The organism is Brevibacterium sp. W7.2 (assembly GCF_018137945.1).
Lineage (GTDB): Bacteria > Actinomycetota > Actinomycetes > Actinomycetales > Brevibacteriaceae > Brevibacterium > Brevibacterium sanguinis.
This window is the reverse complement of sequence record NZ_CP073089.1, coordinates 1,470,292-1,486,111: the sequence shown is the minus strand read 5'-3', so window position 1 is coordinate 1,486,111 and position 15,820 is coordinate 1,470,292. Positions and strand designations below refer to the sequence as shown.

At 67.7% G+C, this 15,820-nt stretch carries 14 protein-coding genes; 3 read left to right on the top strand and 11 right to left on the bottom strand.

The genetic code is table 11. From position 1 onward, the window contains the following. Window positions 1-50: 50 nt before the first annotated feature. On the bottom strand, window positions 51-2,627 hold the full coding sequence (pheT, locus tag J9315_RS06665; protein ID WP_211979084.1) for a phenylalanine--tRNA ligase subunit beta: 2,577 nt from the start codon (window positions 2,625-2,627) through the stop codon (window positions 51-53). Between the two features lie 3 nt (window positions 2,628-2,630). Beyond that, the gene (pheS, locus tag J9315_RS06660) at window positions 2,631-3,674 is read right to left on the bottom strand and encodes a phenylalanine--tRNA ligase subunit alpha (RefSeq protein WP_211979083.1); all 1,044 of its coding nucleotides are present in this window, start codon (window positions 3,672-3,674) and stop codon (window positions 2,631-2,633) included. A gap of 168 nt (window positions 3,675-3,842) precedes the next feature. On the opposite strand from pheS, the gene J9315_RS06655 reads away from it, so the two are divergent. Continuing rightward, window positions 3,843-5,480, top strand: a complete 1,638-nt coding sequence (locus tag J9315_RS06655; RefSeq protein ID WP_211979082.1) for an acetolactate synthase large subunit — start codon at window positions 3,843-3,845, stop codon at window positions 5,478-5,480. 101 nt (window positions 5,481-5,581) lie between these two features. Here J9315_RS06655 and J9315_RS06650 read toward each other — a convergent pair whose 3' ends face one another. Continuing rightward, window positions 5,582-6,241 (bottom strand): pentapeptide repeat-containing protein, encoded by a 660-nt coding sequence (locus tag J9315_RS06650; protein ID WP_211979081.1) that lies wholly within the window; start codon window positions 6,239-6,241, stop codon window positions 5,582-5,584. 73 nt (window positions 6,242-6,314) lie between these two features. On the opposite strand from J9315_RS06650, the gene J9315_RS06645 reads away from it, so the two are divergent. Continuing rightward, window positions 6,315-6,734, top strand: coding sequence for a VOC family protein (locus J9315_RS06645; protein ID WP_211979080.1), 420 nt, complete (start codon window positions 6,315-6,317; stop codon window positions 6,732-6,734). Between the two features lie 518 nt (window positions 6,735-7,252). On the opposite strand, the gene J9315_RS06640 is transcribed toward J9315_RS06645, so the two are convergent. The 4 genes from J9315_RS06640 to infC form a co-directional block, all read right to left on the bottom strand. Beyond that, on the bottom strand, window positions 7,253-8,074 hold the full coding sequence (locus tag J9315_RS06640; RefSeq protein WP_198499095.1) for an RNA methyltransferase: 822 nt from the start codon (window positions 8,072-8,074) through the stop codon (window positions 7,253-7,255). Window positions 8,075-8,220: 146 nt separating this feature from the next. Further along, window positions 8,221-8,610: a 50S ribosomal protein L20 gene (gene rplT / locus J9315_RS06635; RefSeq protein ID WP_137825246.1), complete on the bottom strand. Its 390-nt coding sequence runs from the start codon at window positions 8,608-8,610 to the stop codon at window positions 8,221-8,223. A 102-nt stretch (window positions 8,611-8,712) separates the two neighbouring features. Beyond that, entirely contained in the window at window positions 8,713-8,919 is a 207-nt protein-coding gene (gene rpmI, locus J9315_RS06630) for a 50S ribosomal protein L35 (RefSeq protein WP_063250542.1), read from the bottom strand. A gap of 96 nt (window positions 8,920-9,015) precedes the next feature. Continuing rightward, the gene (infC, locus tag J9315_RS06625) at window positions 9,016-9,702 is read right to left on the bottom strand and encodes a translation initiation factor IF-3 (protein ID WP_249121075.1); all 687 of its coding nucleotides are present in this window, start codon (window positions 9,700-9,702) and stop codon (window positions 9,016-9,018) included. 263 nt (window positions 9,703-9,965) lie between these two features. On the opposite strand from infC, the gene J9315_RS06620 reads away from it, so the two are divergent. After that, window positions 9,966-10,337 carry a DUF1844 domain-containing protein gene (locus J9315_RS06620; protein WP_137825247.1) on the top strand — a complete coding sequence of 124 codons (372 nt, stop codon included), beginning with the start codon at window positions 9,966-9,968 and terminating at the stop codon, window positions 10,335-10,337. Window positions 10,338-10,536: 199 nt separating this feature from the next. Here J9315_RS06620 and J9315_RS06615 read toward each other — a convergent pair whose 3' ends face one another. From J9315_RS06615 to J9315_RS06600, 4 genes are all read right to left on the bottom strand, one after another. Continuing rightward, window positions 10,537-11,286 carry a TetR/AcrR family transcriptional regulator gene (locus J9315_RS06615; RefSeq protein ID WP_211979079.1) on the bottom strand — a complete coding sequence of 250 codons (750 nt, stop codon included), beginning with the start codon at window positions 11,284-11,286 and terminating at the stop codon, window positions 10,537-10,539. Window positions 11,287-11,820: 534 nt separating this feature from the next. Beyond that, entirely contained in the window at window positions 11,821-12,282 is a 462-nt protein-coding gene (locus tag J9315_RS06610; RefSeq protein ID WP_211979078.1) for a hypothetical protein, read from the bottom strand. A gap of 273 nt (window positions 12,283-12,555) precedes the next feature. Continuing rightward, complete coding sequence (locus tag J9315_RS06605) at window positions 12,556-14,199, bottom strand: AbgT family transporter (protein ID WP_211979077.1); 1,644 nt, start codon at window positions 14,197-14,199, stop codon at window positions 12,556-12,558. A 227-nt stretch (window positions 14,200-14,426) separates the two neighbouring features. Then, entirely contained in the window at window positions 14,427-15,698 is a 1,272-nt protein-coding gene (locus J9315_RS06600) for a M20 family metallopeptidase (protein WP_211979076.1), read from the bottom strand. Between the last annotated feature and the right edge of the window lie 122 nt (window positions 15,699-15,820).

Below are 15,820 nucleotides of genomic sequence, written 5' to 3'. Positions count from 1 at the left end.
GGTCTCCTCACTCGTCGACTGGTGATCAGACGGATCACCTGCGCACCGTGTCAGCTGCGCACCTGCGCACCGTGGCGCTCGGTCGCGAGCACCGTCGCGGCCTCCCGCATCGCCGAGGCCTCATCGGCCTTGAGCGTGCGATCCGGGGCCCGGAATGTCAGCCGGAACGCCAGCGACTTCTTGCCCTCGGGCAGCTGGTCACCGGTGTAGAGGTCGAAGATCTCGAGCGCCTCGAGGTCGTCGCCGGCCCCTTCGGTCAGCGTCGCCGCCAGGGTCTGTGCGGGCAGGTCGGCATCGACGACGAGCGCGACGTCCTGCCGGGACACCGGGTAGGTCGAGAGCGCGCCGTCCCACGTCCGCAGGTCCGCCTGCGCCAGCAGCGCATCGAGGTCGATCTCGAAGGCGACGGTGCGTGCCGGCAGGCCGAGGTTCTCGATGACCTTCGGGTGGAGCTCACCGGCGTATCCGAGCACGCCGCCATCGGCGAGCGTGAACTTCGCGGCCCGCCCCGGATGCCAGGGGGCGCCGCGTTCGGCCTCGACGCTGACCTCGTCACCGCTGACCGCGGCGATCCGGCGGACGATGTCGATGACATCGGCGGCGTCGGCCCGCCGGCCCTTGCCCCACACTCCGGGGAACTCCGCATGTCCGGCGACGACGCCCGCAAAGTGGTAGGGCTGCGCCGGCACGGAGGCGTAGATCTCCTCGAGCTGCTCAGCCGTCGGGTGATACCCGGGCAGGTAGCGCGGTCCCGGCGTGGTCGGCAGGTCCGCTGCCGAGGAGACGAGTCCGGCTTCGAAGAGCGCGACGTCCTTGGCCCCGCGACCGAAGTTGCGGGTCGCGACGTCGAGCAGCGTCGAGAGCAGGGTGGTGCGCAGCAGCGGCAGGTCCTCGGACATCGGGTTGGCCAACCGGATGTGCAGGCGCCGGGGATCGTCGCCCTCGAGCCGCATCTCGTCATCGCGCTTCGCCGAGGTGAACGGGTAGCTGAGCACCTCCGTGAACCCGTCCGCGGTGAGCAGATTGGAGATCCGGCGGCGTGCCCGCTGGGCGTCAGTGAGTCCCGCACCGGCACGTGCGGCCGGCTGAACCGAGGGAATCCGGTCGTAGCCGCCGGTGCGCGCGACCTCCTCGACGAGGTCGATGTCGGCGGTGATGTCCGAACGCCAGCTCGGCACGGTCACCCGCAGCACCCCGTCGCCGCGGTCCTCGACACCGGCGCCGATGCCCTCGAGCAGGGAGATCGCCTCGGCGGCGGAGTAGTCGACGCCGACGACGGAGGAGACCCGGTCGACGGCGAGGTCGATGACGGTCGGTTCCGGTGCCTCGCCGATCTGCGTCGTCGCGGCGCTGAGCGTGCCCCCGGCGAGCTCGACGAGGAGGTCGGCGCAGCGCCGGGCCGCCACCGGTCCCAGCCGCGGGTCGACGCCGCGTTCGAAGCGACGCGAGGCCTCGGAGGAGAGCTTGTGCCGCCGCGAGGTCCGGGCGATCGAGATCGGGTCGAAGTGGGCGGCCTCGATGACGACGTCGGTCGTCGCGTCATTCACCTCAACGGCCGCGCCGCCCATGACCCCGGCGAGGCCGATGATCTTCGACGAACCGTCGGCGCTGCGATCGGTGATGAGAAGATCTTCGGCATCGAGGGTGCGCTCGACGTCATCGAGCGTCGTGAACTTCTCCCCCGCCTCGGCGCGCCGGACGACGATCTCCTCGCCCAGCAGCGCGGTGTCGTACGCGTGGAGGGGCTGCCCGAGTTCGAGCATGACGTAGTTCGTGATGTCGACGACGAGGCTGATCGGGCGCATGCCCGCCTCGATGAGGCGCCGGCGCATCCAGTACGGCGTCGTCTTCGTCGGGTCGATGCCCGTGACCTGCAGGGCGGTGAAGACATCGGATCCGGGCACGCCGTCGATGGGACGGGCGTCGTCGATGGCGACAGGGAAGCCGTCAGCGGTGGGGGCGCTGACCGCGGCGACCTCGGGGCTGCCGATGTCGGTGAACGACTGCCCCTTCATCTGCGCGTACTCCCTGGCGATGCCGCGCATCGACAGCTGGTACCCGCGGTCGGGGGTGACGTTGACGTCGAGGGTGACATCGTCGAGGCCGAGGAGGCCGATCGCGTCGTCGCCCGGTTCGCCGGTCAGCCCGAGGTCGGTGAGCACGATGATGCCGTCGTGATCCTCGCCGAGGCCGAGCTCGGCGGCCGAGCAGATCATCCCGTCCGAGGTGTGACCGTAGGTCTTGCGAGCCGCGATCCGGAAGTCACCGGGGAGGACGACGCCGGGCAGGCTGACGACGACGAGGTCGCCGGGCACGAAGTTGTGGGCACCGCAGATGATGCCGCGGCTCGGACGCTCCTCGCCGGGCTGCGGGTCCTTCGGATCATCGGTGGCCTCGTTGTGCTCGGGGCCGACGTCGACCCGGCACCAGTTCACGGTCTTGCCGTTCTTGTGCTCCTCTTTGACGAGGTCGAGGACACGACCGACGACGAGGGGGCCAGTCACCTCGGCGCCGAAGTAGTCCTCCTCTTCGAGCCCGATCGCGGCGAACTCCGCGGCGAGGGCGTGGGCATCAGTGTCGGCCGGGTAGTCGACGTAGTCGGCCAGCCAGGAAAGTGGGACGCGCATCTCTCAAGCCTTCATTCCGAAACGGGCCGAGAAGCGCACATCGCCTTCGACCATGTCGTGCATATCGTTGATTCCCTCGCGGAGCATGAGCGTGCGCTCGATGCCCATGCCGAACGCGAAGCCCTGGTAGACCTCGGGGTCGATGCCGGCGGCGCGGAGAACATTGGGGTGGACCATGCCGCAGCCGCCCCATTCGATCCAGCCGGGACCGCCGACCTTGTTGGGGAACCAGAAGTCCATCTCCGCGCTCGGTTCGGTGAACGGGAAGAAGCTCGGGCGCAGGCGGGTCGTCGACTCCGGGCCGAACATCTCCCGGGCGAAGCCGTCGAGGGTGCCCTTGAGGTTCGCCATCGTCAGACCCTTGTCGATCGCGATGCCCTCGATCTGATGGAAGACCGGGGTGTGGGTGGCGTCGAGCTCATCGGTGCGGAACGTCTTGCCCGGGCACACGACGTAGAGCGGGACTCCGCGTTCGAGCAGGGACCGCGACTGCACCGGCGAGGTGTGGGTGCGCAGGACGAGACCGGCCTCGGGCGGGTCGACGAAGAACGTGTCCTGCATCTGGCGGGCCGGGTGGTCGGGGCCGAAGTTGAGGGCGTCGAAGTTGAGCCATTCCGCTTCGATCTCGGGTCCCTCGGCGACCTCCCAGCCGAGGCCGACGAAGTAGTCCGCTGCCTGTTCCTGGATGAGGGAGAGCGGGTGGCGAGCGCCGAGCCCGCGCCGATCGCTCGGCAGGGTGACGTCGATGGCCTCGTCGACGAGGACTGCGGCGTCGCGTTCGGCCTCGAGCTCGGCCAGGCGCTCGTCGTGGGCCTTCTTCACCCGTCCGCGGGACTGGCCGACGACCTTGCCGGCGGTGGCCTTGTCGGCCTTGTCGAGTCCGCCGATCGCGCGGTTCGCCAGTGCCAAGGGAGACTTGTCGCCCATGAAGTCGATCTTCGCCTGCTTGAGGTCATCAAGGGTGGCGGCGTCAGCGAATGCGGTCAGTGCCGTGTCCACGGCAGCCTGCACGGCTGACTCGTCCAAGGGGTCCAAGTGGTCTGTCATCGATGTCCTTTGCGCGTGTGCCTATGCCGCAGAACAGTCTATCCCTTCGCCCCCTCCCCCGACGGTCGGCGTCCGGGTGCTGACCACGTTCCGACGCCGAGGCGGTCCTCCGTGTCCGATTCGTCACCCACCCGTGCTCTGCGGGTCCAGTCGCGCTAGTGTCGAGACATGACGACGAATCCAGTCAAAGCCTCCGATGTCATGGTCCAGGCGCTCGAGAACGAAGGCGTCGAGAGGATCTTCGGGATCCCCGGGGAGGAGAACCTCGACTTCGTCGAGTCCCTGCGCGAGTCCTCGATCGAACTCATCATCACGCGTCATGAGCAGGCCGCCGCCTTCATGGCCGCGACCTACGGCCGACTCACCGGCATGCCGGGCGTGTGTCTGACGACGCTCGGGCCGGGGGCACTCAACCTCGCGACCGGGGCCGCGTACGCCAACCTCGGCGGGATGCCCGTCGTCATGATCACCGGTCAGAAGGGCATCCGGACCGCGGAGCAGGCGCGCTTCCAGATCGTCAACACGGTCGCCGCGATGGGCCCGCTGACGAAGTCGACGCATCAGATCACCTCGGCGACGATGATCCCCACCATGGTCAGGGAGGCGTTCCGGGTCGCGCAGGACGAACGTCCGGGGCCTGTCCACCTCGAGCTGCCCGAGGACATCGCCGCCACCCCGGTCTACAACTACGAGCTCATCCCACCGCACCGGATGATCCAGCCGGTCGCCCCGGACGCCTCGCTCGAAGCGGCCGCGAAGATCATCCGGGAAGCCGAGCGCCCCCTGCTCATGCTCGGCGCCGATGCCTCCCGCGCCGGCTGCCGACTCCCCCTCGCCGAGTTCGTGCCCCGCGTCGGGATCCCCTACTTCACGACGCAGATGGGCAAGGGATCGGTGTCGGGGTCGAGCGAGCTCTACATGGGCACGGCGGCGCTGACCGAACGCGACTACGTCCACGATGCGATCGAGAGCGCCGATGTCATCGTCACCATCGGCCACGACACGACGGAGAAGCCGCCGTTCACGATGGACGAGGACGGACCGACCGTCGTCCACCTCAACTTCCGCGCCGCCGTCGTCGAACAGGTGTACTTCCCGCAGCTCGAGGTCGTCGGGGATCTCGGCCCCACGCTCAACCGGCTCGCCGACCTGCTCGAGGGTCAGGTGCCCAATGCGCAGGCGCTGCTGCCGATGCGCTCGGGGATCCTCGCGAAGATCGAGGAGGGCTCGACCGAGCACCGGTTCACTCCGCAGCGGATCATCCACGATGTCCGCGCCATCATGCCCGTCGACGGCATCGTGGCGCTTGACAACGGGATGTACAAGATCTGGTTCGCCCGAAACTACCGCACCACCAGGGCGAACACTCTGCTGCTCGACAATGCGCTGGCGACGATGGGGGCCGGGCTGCCCTCGGCGATCGCCGCGAAGCTCACGCATCCCGAGTGCCGGGTCATGGCGGTCGCCGGCGACGGCGGGTTCATGATGAACAGCCAGGAGATGGAGACCGCGGTGCGCCTCGGCCTCGATCTCGTCGTCCTCATCCTCGAGGACAGCGGCTACGGGATGATCCAGTGGAAGCAGGCCGTCGACGGGTTCCCGGACTTCGGACTGCAGTTCGGCAACCCCGACTTCGTCACGTACGCCGAGTCGTATGGGGCGAAGGGGCGTCGCCTCGACGACGTCGATGACCTCCAGGGGGCGCTCGAGACGGCGTTCGAGGAGGGCGGCGTCCAACTCATCGTGATCCCCATCGACTACTCGGAGAACCAGCGGGTGCTCACCGAGGAGCTGCAGAACCGGTGATCACCGGCGCATGAACCGCGTGAGCTTGGGGCTCTGCGTGGCCGTGGGCTCCGGGGTGTCGATGTCCGTCGCCGAGGCGGCTGATCCGTCGGCGGGCCCGCTCACTCGACGATGATGCCGAGTTCGCGGGCGAAGAGTTCGGCGAAGACCATGAGCTGCTGGTCGTCGATCGTCGCTCCGCGGAGCGCCTGGATGCCGGTGATCCTGTGTGGGGCGAGTCCCCGCAGGTCGACGCTGCGCAGCGTCGAGCCGGCGAGCTGGAGGCTGCCGACCGTCGAGCCCGGGAACGCGACGCGGGTGGCCGTCGCCATGTCGAGGTCGAGTTCGTCGATCGCGCAGCCGCGGAACTCGACATCGGTGAGCTTCGCCGAACGCAGGTTGAGGTAGGAGATCCGGCAGTTGTCGATGACGACTTTCTCCCATACGCTGTCGTAGCAGACGCCGGCACCGATCCGGCATCCGGAGACCTCCGTGTGGACGAGGTTCGCCCGCGGCATCATCAGAGTGTCCGCGCGGGAGTCTGTGAGCCGCACCCCGGATAGCCGGACGCCCGTGAGGTCGGCGTGCCCGTCCGACCCGCCGAACGTCACCCGGGTGAGCGCGGAGTCGAGGAACGTCGCGCCCTTGGCATCCGCCTCGGCGAGGTCGAGGTCGGTGAAATCGAGCCCTTCGAAGAACTCGTCGGACCCGATATCGCCGAGGAGGCCCTGAGCGAGTTGTCCATGCGTGATCGTGGGTGGCTTCGGTGCGGCAGTCGTCATGGGTGCAGACTATCGGCGGGCGGTGACACGGCTTCCCCTGCCCTACCGTGTTCGTCCCCACTAGACTGCAGGCATGAAGCCACTGACGACGATCCTGTCATTGCCCGTCGCCGACCCGCAGGCCACCGCGAACTTCTACGTCGATGGACTCGGACTCGAAACCGACGGAGTCGAGGACGGTATCGTTGCATTCGAACTGCCCAATCTTTCGATCTTCTTCATCGCCGCAGACGAATACGGCCAGTACCTCGAGCTCTCAGGCCAGCCCGGTTCGAAGTACCCTGTCCCGGGCGCCAGCATCATCTCCTGTGCCTTCGCCACCCGAGCTGAGATCGATGAGGTGCTCGACCGTGCTGTCGCCGCTGGCGGGTCAGCCGATGGGGGTCAGGACGTCGATGGTTCGTACATGGGCTACTTCGCTGACATCGACGGCTACATCTGGGAACTCGTCGCCAATAATCAGACCTCCAAGGCCGCAGATGCGGCGGAATAGTTTCGCAACTGGCGGCCGGTCTCGGAGGGCTTTCGCGCACGATGAACGCACAGTCGTCCGCGATTCAGTGTCGGTAGGAAGCTGAGGCGTCCGCCATAGCCGCCTTCGGAACATCGATGATCCCCAGTCTCTTCACTGCTGCGGCGTAGACGAAATCTTCCTTGAGAAGTGTCGTCGTCATGGGTGCAGACTATCGGCGGGCGGTGACATGGCCGTCACGGACGGCGAGCAAGTGGTGGGCTGGTTCAACAGGTGGCGTGAATATCGACGGTTCGGCGACGAGGTCGCCGCTCGTTCAACAGGTGGCGTGAAAATGTCGTCCCCAAAGCCCACATATTCACGCCAAGTGTTGAACGAGCGAGAACTCGCCATGAGCGTGCGTGAGACCCCTGTCCAGGACGCTGCAGCTGCGGCCCAGAAGGCTGAAGCCGCGGCCCGCTCGCCCGGTCGCGGCCCCGAAACGCCTCTGCTGACCGCCTGCTCAGCCGCGGCCGCCGACCCGCACGGCGGCCACGCCTTCACATCCGCTGGTTGCGGGCGGATTCGAAGATGCAGATGCCGGCGGCGGTTGCGAGGTTGAGGCTCTCGGCCTGACCGTAGATCGGCACGGCCACGGCGGCGTCGGTGACCTCGAGGTCTTCGGGCCGCATCCCCCACGCCTCGTTGCCGAAGACCCACGCGGTGCGTGCGGAGAGGTCGAGGCCCGACTCCCACGGGTGGTGGAGGTCGTGCGCGGCGTCGTTGCCGTCAGCGGCGAGGACCTGCAGGCCACGGGCACGGGCGAGTTCGGTCACTTCGGGGAGGCCGACACCCGTGACGACGGGGACGTGGAAGATCGACCCGGCGGTGGCGCGGACGGTCTTGTCGTTGTAGACGTCGACGCTCGAGGACGTGAGCACGACGGCGTCGGCCCCGGCGGCATCGGCGAGCCGGATGATCGTGCCCGCGTTGCCCGGGTCGCGCACCTGGGAGAGGACGACGATGAGCTGCGCGTCCTTGTCGACGACGGAGGTGAGCTCGACGTCGAGTGCCCGGCACACGGCGACGACGCCCTGCGAGTTCACGGTCGAGGCGAGCTCGGTGAGCACCTCCTCGGTGACGGTGGAGAGGAAGATCCTCGACCCGGCCGCCGCCTCGGCGAACTCCGGATGGCGCTCAGCGGCCGCCTCGGTGATGAAGAGCTCGTCGACGGCACCGTCGGTGGCCAGGGCTTCGCGGACGGCCTGCGGACCTTCGGCGAGGAACCGGCCGGCGGCCTTGCGCCCACGGCGGCTGAGCAGCTTCGCGGCGTTCTTGATCCGCTTCGACTGCGGCGAGGAGATGACATCGGGCAGCTTCATGGCGCACCTTCGTGATCGGGGTGGGAGAAAACAGGGTGGGAGAACAGACCAACGGCCCCGAACGCAGGGGTTCGGGGCCGTTGGGACAGCGTCAGCGCGCATTCACTGCGTCAGCGGGCTGTCCAAGCGTCAGTCCGGGCGGGACGTCAGGCTGCCGGGGTCTTCGCGGCGTTGACGTCGGCCGGGAGGGCGTCCTTGGCCACCTTGACGAGGTGGGCGAAGGTCGGTGCGTCGTTGACGGCGAGCTCGGCGAGCATGCGGCGGTCGACCTCGACACCAGCGGCCTTGAGGCCCTGGATGAAGCGGTTGTACGTCATGCCGTTGGCGCGGGCGCCGGCGTTGATGCGCTGGATCCAGAGGCGACGGAAGTCACCCTTGCGAGCGCGGCGGTCACGGTAGCTGTAGACCAGCGAGTGGATGACCTGTTCCTTGGCCTTGCGGTACAGGCGCGAGCGCTGTCCGCGGTAGCCGCTTGCCCGGTCGAGGATGACCCGGCGCTTCTTGTGGGCGTTGACTGCCCTCTTCACACGTGCCACGTGTTACTCCTTTGATTCGTTGCGTCCGGATCTCAGTCCGGAGTCTGGTTCAAGCTGTGGGGATCGGTCCGCAGCGGACCGTTCGGCCTCAGAGCGGCCGAGTCACTTGCCCTTGAGCTTGCCCAGAAGCTTGCGGGCCTTGGCGCGATCGCCGCCGGTGAGGACCTGGTCCGTACCGACACGGCGCTTGCGGCTCGAGGACTTGCCCTCGAACTTGTGCTGGTTGTTCACGCCTTCGCGCATGATCTTGCCACTGCCAGTCACGCGCATGCGCTTCTTGGCGCCGCTGTTCGTCTTCTGCTTCGGCATCGTGCCGTTCTCCTTTGCATTTCGTTGTGGGCAAGGGGGCGCCCACAACTACTTCACCCACCGGACACAGGTGTCCGGCAATTCGTTACCTGTTGCTCACGCCTCGGGCGCTGCGTTCTTCTCCGCAGCGACCCGATCGCGTCGGGACTTGACCTCGGCGTTGCGGCCCTTGGCATCAGAGGATGCCTTGCGGGCTTCGGCCTTGGCGTCGGATTTGGACTTGTGAGGAGCGATGACCATCACCATGTTGCGTCCGTCGACCCGCGGGGCGGATTCGACGGTGCCGAGTTCCGACACATCTTCGGCCAACCGGTTGAGCAGCTTGATGCCCATCTCGGGACGGGACTGCTCGCGCCCGCGGAACATGATCATGACCTTGACCTTGTCGCCGCCGGACAGGAACCGCGTCACGTGACCCTTCTTCGTCTCGTAATCGTGTTCGTCGATCTTGAGACGGAAGCGGATCTCCTTCAGCGCGGTGTTCGCCTGGTTCTTCCGGGCTTCCCTGGCCTTCTGGGCAGATTCGTACTTGTACTTCCCGTAGTCCATGAGTTTGGCCACGGGGGGCTTCGCCTGCGGGGCGACCTCGACGAGATCGAGATCTGCCTCTCGGGCGAGATCGAGTGCCTTGCGAATGGCAACGATACCGACCTGTTCACCATTGGGTCCGACCAACCGGACCTCGGGAACCCGAATCCGGTCATTGATGCGCGTCTCGCTGATGTGTTCACTCCTTTTTAGCTCAAATGGTGTCGTGGCAATGAAAAAGGCTCCCATCGACACGAATGCCAAGGGAGCCTGCACACACGATCACCGGGGTCTGAGACCACAGGATCTTTCCGTGAATACACCTCGACCCGCTGCCTTCATCCCCGATTTCCAACGAGGGGAAGAACATCAGATCTTCGGACCCGATCGCTCGTCGCGATCCAGGTGGGAGTCAGACTCCGCTTCGCACCGTATCCAGTGTACTACGGTTCATGACTCTTCGCACATCGCCACCCCTCCCGGCCACCCGGGACGTGGGAATGTGCCAAGCTTGACCCATGACCTCTCAAGACCCCAATACCGCCGAGGCGGTCGGCGACGTCACCCGCGACATCGCCGAGGTGCCCGCCGTCGAAATCATCACGTCTACGGCCGTCCATCTCATGTCCGCCGCCGCCGTGAAGACCGGCCTGGCCGAGGACACCCCCGGCCAGTCCGCCGCCGACCTCATCGACCTCGATGAGGCTCGCAAGCTCATCACCGCACTCGCCGGCCTCGTCACCGGTGCCGCCACCGTCATCGGCGACCATCACGCCCGCCCGCTGCGCGACGGCCTCCGCAGCCTGCAGCTGGCCTTCCGCGAGGCCTCGACGATTCCCGACGAGCCCGGCCAGGGTCCCGGAGAGAAGTTCACCGGCCCCGTCCGCTGATCGAGTCGAGGCTCGCTCCTTTGGGGCTTGGCTCTTCGCAGCTCGTCGCCTGACGCTTTTTTGTCCCTGACGGCTCCCGTTCACTGAGCGGGGGCCGTCAGTGCATTCACGGTCTCACCGCGTGCGTGGTCTCACCGCGTGCACGGTCTCACCGCGTGCACGGGCTCACCGGGTTCGCGGGCTTACCGCGTGCACAGTCTCACCACCCGAGTTCGGCGATGACCGCGGTCATGAGGTCGTCTTCGACGTCATCGAAGCCGGGACCGAACTGCCCGAACCGCAGCGAGCTGATGAGTCCGATGATCGCCACCCACGCGGTGACTGCCCGAAGCGTCGTGGCGGCATCGACGTCGATGCCGAGAGTGGCGAGTTCGGCGGCGACGCGCTCGACACCCGGGTTCGGCTGCGCGCAGGCAACCTGCCCGCGCACGGCATCCGCTGCGCCCGCATCTGCGGTGCCAGCTGCACCCGACCCTGGTGCGCCTGCAGTGCCCACCTCTGGGGCGTCCCCCGAGTCCGCAGCGCCCGCCTCGTCGACGAGGGTGACAAGCGTGGCCATGACGCGCGTGCCCAGCTCGACCGTCACTTCGCGCGGCGCCGCATACGCGGCGATCGGCGTGCCGTAGATGAGTGCCCAGCGCCGTGGGAACCTCCGCGACCACGCGAGCATCGCCAGCCCCAGCGTCGGCACCGACCTGTCGCGTTCGAGGGCGGCATCGACCGCCTCGGCGATCGAGGTGAAGGCGTCGGCGATGAGGATCGTGAGGAGTTCGTCGCGGGTCTTCACGTAACGGTAGACAGCGCTCGAGACGATGCCGAGCTCACGCGCGATCGCCCGCAGCGAGAGCGCCTCCGCCCCCTCGGCGTCGAGCATCCGATTGCCGATCTCGACGATGCGCGCTTCGGTCTCCGCACGCGCCTTCTCTCGCGGAGTCCGCTTCTTCTCCATTCCCTCACTCTACGGTGAGAGAGCACCGGAATTGAATGTGAGCACTGCTCTTGTTTTATCGCTGCGACGGGTCTACGCTCATATCGTCACCAACAGAGAGCAGTGCTCACATCTCGTGGCTGCTCGCCAGACGAAGGGAACACCGCCATGCGCTCAGCACTCGTCCTCGGCCTCGGTCAGATCGGCGCCCAGATCGCCCGCGACCTTGCCGCCGCCGGCACCGATGCCCGTGTCATGACCCGCTCGGCGCCGCCCGCCGAGGCTCTCGCCGTTCCCGCCAGCACCATGGGGTCGATCACGTGGACGCAGGGCGATGCGTCGAACGCCGCAGCTGTCCGTTCCGCCGCCGAGGAGGCGAATGCCGAAGCGATCTTCGCGTGTGTCCACGCCGCGTACGACTCGCGCGTGTGGGCGACGACCCTGCCCGGCCTTGAGGCGGCGATCATGGATGCGGCGGCCGAGCTCGGCATCCCCGTCGTCTTTCCCGAATCGGTCTACGCGTTCGCCGGGCTGGACACCCCGATCACCGCCGACTCACCGTTCTCCCCGGTCGACGACAAGGGCCGCATCCGCCGGCAGCTCATCGACGCCAGCGAGGCTCACCCGGCGCAGGTCGCGAGCGTGCTCGCCGGCGACCTCATCGGAGCGACGGCCACGCCGACGAGTTCGGTCGTGCGCCTGTGCCTCACCGACCGCATCGCCGCCGGCCGTCGGGCAGTCGTGCTCGCGCGCACCGACGTTCCCCACGGGATCACCGTCATCGGCGACATGGCTCGGACGATGATCGGCGCGGCTGCCGAACTCGCCGACAGCGCCGCCGAGGTGGTCGCCGGCCAGGTTGATGCGGAGGCCGAGATTGCCGATCCCACGACCACCGTCGCCGGTCCCACGACAGCCGTAGCCGGCCCTGCCACCACCGTGACCGACTCCGTCGATCAACCAGCCACCGCCGACGTTCCCCGGCAGCGCACTGTCACGACCGGCGCGGGACGTCACCGTCTCGTCATCGCTCCGAGCGCCAATCCCACACTCGCCGACATCGCCGCGTACACCCACGAAGCCATCGGCTCACGCCCGAGACAACCCGTCGCCATCCCCACGCCGTCGTCCGAGCCGCCGGATGGTTCGACCGGACGATGTTCGAACTCGCCGAACTCGCCCCGATCTGGCGCCGCCCCTGCCTCATCGAGGCCGGCACGGCCGCCGACTGGCGCCGCGGAATCGACGAGATGCTCGCGTGAGGAGGGGCCACCTCGGCGAGGATCGACCTCAGCTCTGCCCGAGGAAGATCCCGTTGCCGGGACCGAGCGGCAGGTCGAAGAAGTACCAGATCGCCAGCAGGCCCGCCCACGCGAGCCAGAACGGGATGACGAACGGGAACATCCGGGAGATCACGGTGCCGAGGCCGGCATTCGGCTCGTAGCGGCGGACGAGACCGAGGAGGACGATCATGTACGGGTTGAGCGGGGTGATGACCTGTGTGGCGGAGTCGCCGACGCGGAACGCAGCCTGGATGAACGCGGGCTCGTAGCCGAGCAGGGCGAAGAGCGGGACGAACACCGCTGCCATGAGCGTCCACATCGACGATCCGGAGACGATGAAGAGGTTGAGCACACTCGCGAGCAGCATGAATCCGATGATCGCGGCGAAGCCGGTGAGGCCGATCGATTCGAGCCCGGACGCGCCGGCCACGGCGATCCACGAGCCGATGCCCGACCAGTTGAAGAGGGCGATGAACTGGCCGAGGATGAACGCGAGGATGAGGAACGACATCATGTCGACGAACGACTGACCCATCATCTTGACGATGTCGTTCATCGACCGGATCGTGCCGACGACGAGACCGTAGACGACGCCCATGAGCATGAAGTACGCGAAGACGATGAAGACGATCGAGGACAGCAGCGGGGACCGCGGCAGGAAGCCTCCCTCCTCGTTGCGCCACGGGGAGTCGGGGATGAGGACCGCGAAGAGGATGACCGCGGTGAGGGCGAGCGCGGCGAGGACAGCCCAGCGCAGACCCCGCTTCTCCGCCGGCTCGAGCGTCGGACTCATCGCCGTCTGCGCGGCCTCCATCTCCTGCGCCGACACGGAGTTCTCCGCGTACTCCGAGCCCGCGGCCTGGTACTTCTTGTCGAGTCCCTGCGTCGTCGCATCGACGTAGTCGCGCGGCACGCCCTTGCGGACCATGTTCGGTTCGATGAGCTTGTCGATGATGAGCCCGGCGATGAGGGCGAGGACGATCGAGGCGACGATGTTGAAGTAGTAGTTCGAGACCGGGTTGACCGCTTGGTACTCGACCCCGGGCAGCGTCTCCATCACCGAGGTGGTGATGCCGGCGAAGAGCGCGTCGAGGCTCGTCGGCACGATCGACGTCGAGTACCCGGCGCCGGTCGCGGCGAACCCGCCGATGAGACCGGCCATCGGGTGCCGTCCCGCGGCCTTGAAGACGAGCGCGGCGAGCGGCGGGATGATGATGAACGCCGAGTCGGCCATGATCGACCCGACGACGCCGACGAACCCGACGGCGTAGGGCAGCAGCCAGCGCGGGCTCTTGCCGAACGCGACGCGGACGGCCGCGGCGAGCATCCCCGACTTCTCGGCGACGCCGACGGCCAGCAGGATCGGCAGCACCGTCGCCAGCGGCGGGAACCCGATGTAGTTCTCGCCCATCGTCGTCGTCAACCACGCCAGGCCCTCCCCGGTGAAGAGGCCCCTGATCGCGACGACCTCGTCGCTGCCGGGGATCGTCACCGACACCCCGGCGAGCGCCATCGCCGTCGAGATCGCCCCGGTGAGGAGGAAGAGACCGAGGAAGAGCGTGAACGGCTCGGGCAGTCTGTTGCCGATCCGCTCGATTCCGTCGAGCATCCGCTGCCCGATTCCGACTTTCCCTGACGCCTGCGTTGACATGGCTCTCTCCTATGAACGCGCTGTGTTCGGGAGGAAACCGGTGAAGGGCCCGAACCGCCGAGGTGGTGCTCACTGAACTCGCGACTGCCCTGTCCGCCGGCATTGTCCGACGATCACAGTGCTGTCGTGGAACAGTCTGGCACACCTCGGTGTCCGAGCTCACATGTGCGGATGCGTGCGCGGGACTCTGCGCGGGTGAGTGCGCGGGACTCTGCGCGAATGCCTCCTCAGGCGCGGTGGATCCGGCGCACGGCGAGCTCGGCGAGCAGGGCCGCCCCGTCGGGGAGGACGGAGTCGTCGAAGCGGGCGAGCGGCGAATGGTTGCTCGGGGCCGTCGCCGGGTCGCCCGTCGCACACGCTCCGAGGAAGAGGTACGTCCCTGGCACCTCGTCGAGGACGAAGGAGAAGTCCTCGGCCCCGGCGTCGGGGGTGGGCTTGAGGGCGAAGCGGTCCTCACCGAAGACGTCGGCGACGGTCTCGGCCATGAACGCGTGCTCATCGGGGTTGTTGACCGTGAGCGGGTAGACGTTGCGCATCGTCACCTCCGACTCCAGTCCGTGTGCCGCGGCGACGCCCTCCATGAGCGGGACGACGAGTTCGGCGAGCAGGGCGCGCGACTCCCGGCTGAATGAGCGGATCGTCGCATTGAACTCCGCCGAGTCCGGGATGATGTTCTCCTTCGTGCCCCCGGCGATTCGCCCGACGGTGACGACGACGGGGTCCCAGATGTTGAAGCGCCGCGTCACCATCGTCTGGAGTGCCGTCACCGCTTCGCAGAGGGCGGGGATCGGATCCATCGTCGTGTGCGGCGCAGAGCCGTGACCGCCCGCCCCGTTGAACCGCACGGTCAGCGAATCGGGGGCCGACATCAGGGTGCCGGGGCGGCCGGTGAAGACCCCGCGGGGGATCTCGTGGGCGAGCACGTGGAGACCGTAGGCGGCGTCGGCGCGCTTGCCGGCGGCGTCGAGGACGCCCTCGGCGATCATCTGCTCCGCCCCGCCGTCCATCTCCTCGGCGGGCTGGAACATGAAGACGACGTCACCGTCGAGTTCCTCGCGCATCGCGTGGAGGATCCGCGCGGCGCCGACGAGTCCGGCGGTGTGGAGGTCGTGCCCGCACGCGTGCATCGTCTCCCCCGTCGTCGACGCGAAGTCCTCACCGCTCTCCTCGACGACGGGCAGACCGTCCATGTCCCCGCGCAGGAGGACCACCGGCCGGTCCGCCCCGGTGCGACCGCCGGGCTTCGTCCCGCGCAGCACCGCGGTGATGCTCGTCAGCTCCTCGCCGAGGCTGATCTCGAGGTCGAGTCCCTCGAGCACGGTGAGCACCCGCTGCTGCGTCCGGGGCAGCCGGCGGCCCAGTTCGGGCTCCCGGTGGAGGTCGCGACGCAGGGCGATGAGGTCCTCGGCGAAGCTCTGCGCCAGCTCCCGAGTCCGGGATGCGGGGTGTGCGGCGGTCGTGGTCGGCAGGGTGTCCGTGGGCGATTCTGTGGGTGTCATGGGCAATAACGTAGGGTCGGCGGCTGCGGCCCGGCAACGGTTCGCGAGCCGCTCGGCCAAGGTCTCGACAACTGTCGTCTCCCCGCCCGCCAACACGCGACAATCCGTCATTGTTCCGGTCA

Coding starts and splice junctions, on each gene's coding strand:
- J9315_RS06650 (WP_211979081.1), bottom strand. CDS start 6,241: ATGACGACTGCCGCACCGAAGCCACCCACGATCACGCATGGACAACTC.
- J9315_RS06655 (WP_211979082.1), top strand. CDS start 3,843: ATGACGACGAATCCAGTCAAAGCCTCCGATGTCATGGTCCAGGCGCTC.
- rpmI (WP_063250542.1), bottom strand. CDS start 8,919: ATGCCGAAGCAGAAGACGAACAGCGGCGCCAAGAAGCGCATGCGCGTG.
- J9315_RS06615 (WP_211979079.1), bottom strand. CDS start 11,286: ATGGAGAAGAAGCGGACTCCGCGAGAGAAGGCGCGTGCGGAGACCGAA.
- J9315_RS06640 (WP_198499095.1), bottom strand. CDS start 8,074: ATGAAGCTGCCCGATGTCATCTCCTCGCCGCAGTCGAAGCGGATCAAG.
- J9315_RS06645 (WP_211979080.1), top strand. CDS start 6,315: ATGAAGCCACTGACGACGATCCTGTCATTGCCCGTCGCCGACCCGCAG.
- J9315_RS06620 (WP_137825247.1), top strand. CDS start 9,966: ATGACCTCTCAAGACCCCAATACCGCCGAGGCGGTCGGCGACGTCACC.
- pheT (WP_211979084.1), bottom strand. CDS start 2,627: ATGCGCGTCCCACTTTCCTGGCTGGCCGACTACGTCGACTACCCGGCC.
- pheS (WP_211979083.1), bottom strand. CDS start 3,674: ATGACAGACCACTTGGACCCCTTGGACGAGTCAGCCGTGCAGGCTGCC.
- J9315_RS06600 (WP_211979076.1), bottom strand. CDS start 15,698: ATGACACCCACAGAATCGCCCACGGACACCCTGCCGACCACGACCGCC.
- J9315_RS06605 (WP_211979077.1), bottom strand. CDS start 14,199: ATGTCAACGCAGGCGTCAGGGAAAGTCGGAATCGGGCAGCGGATGCTC.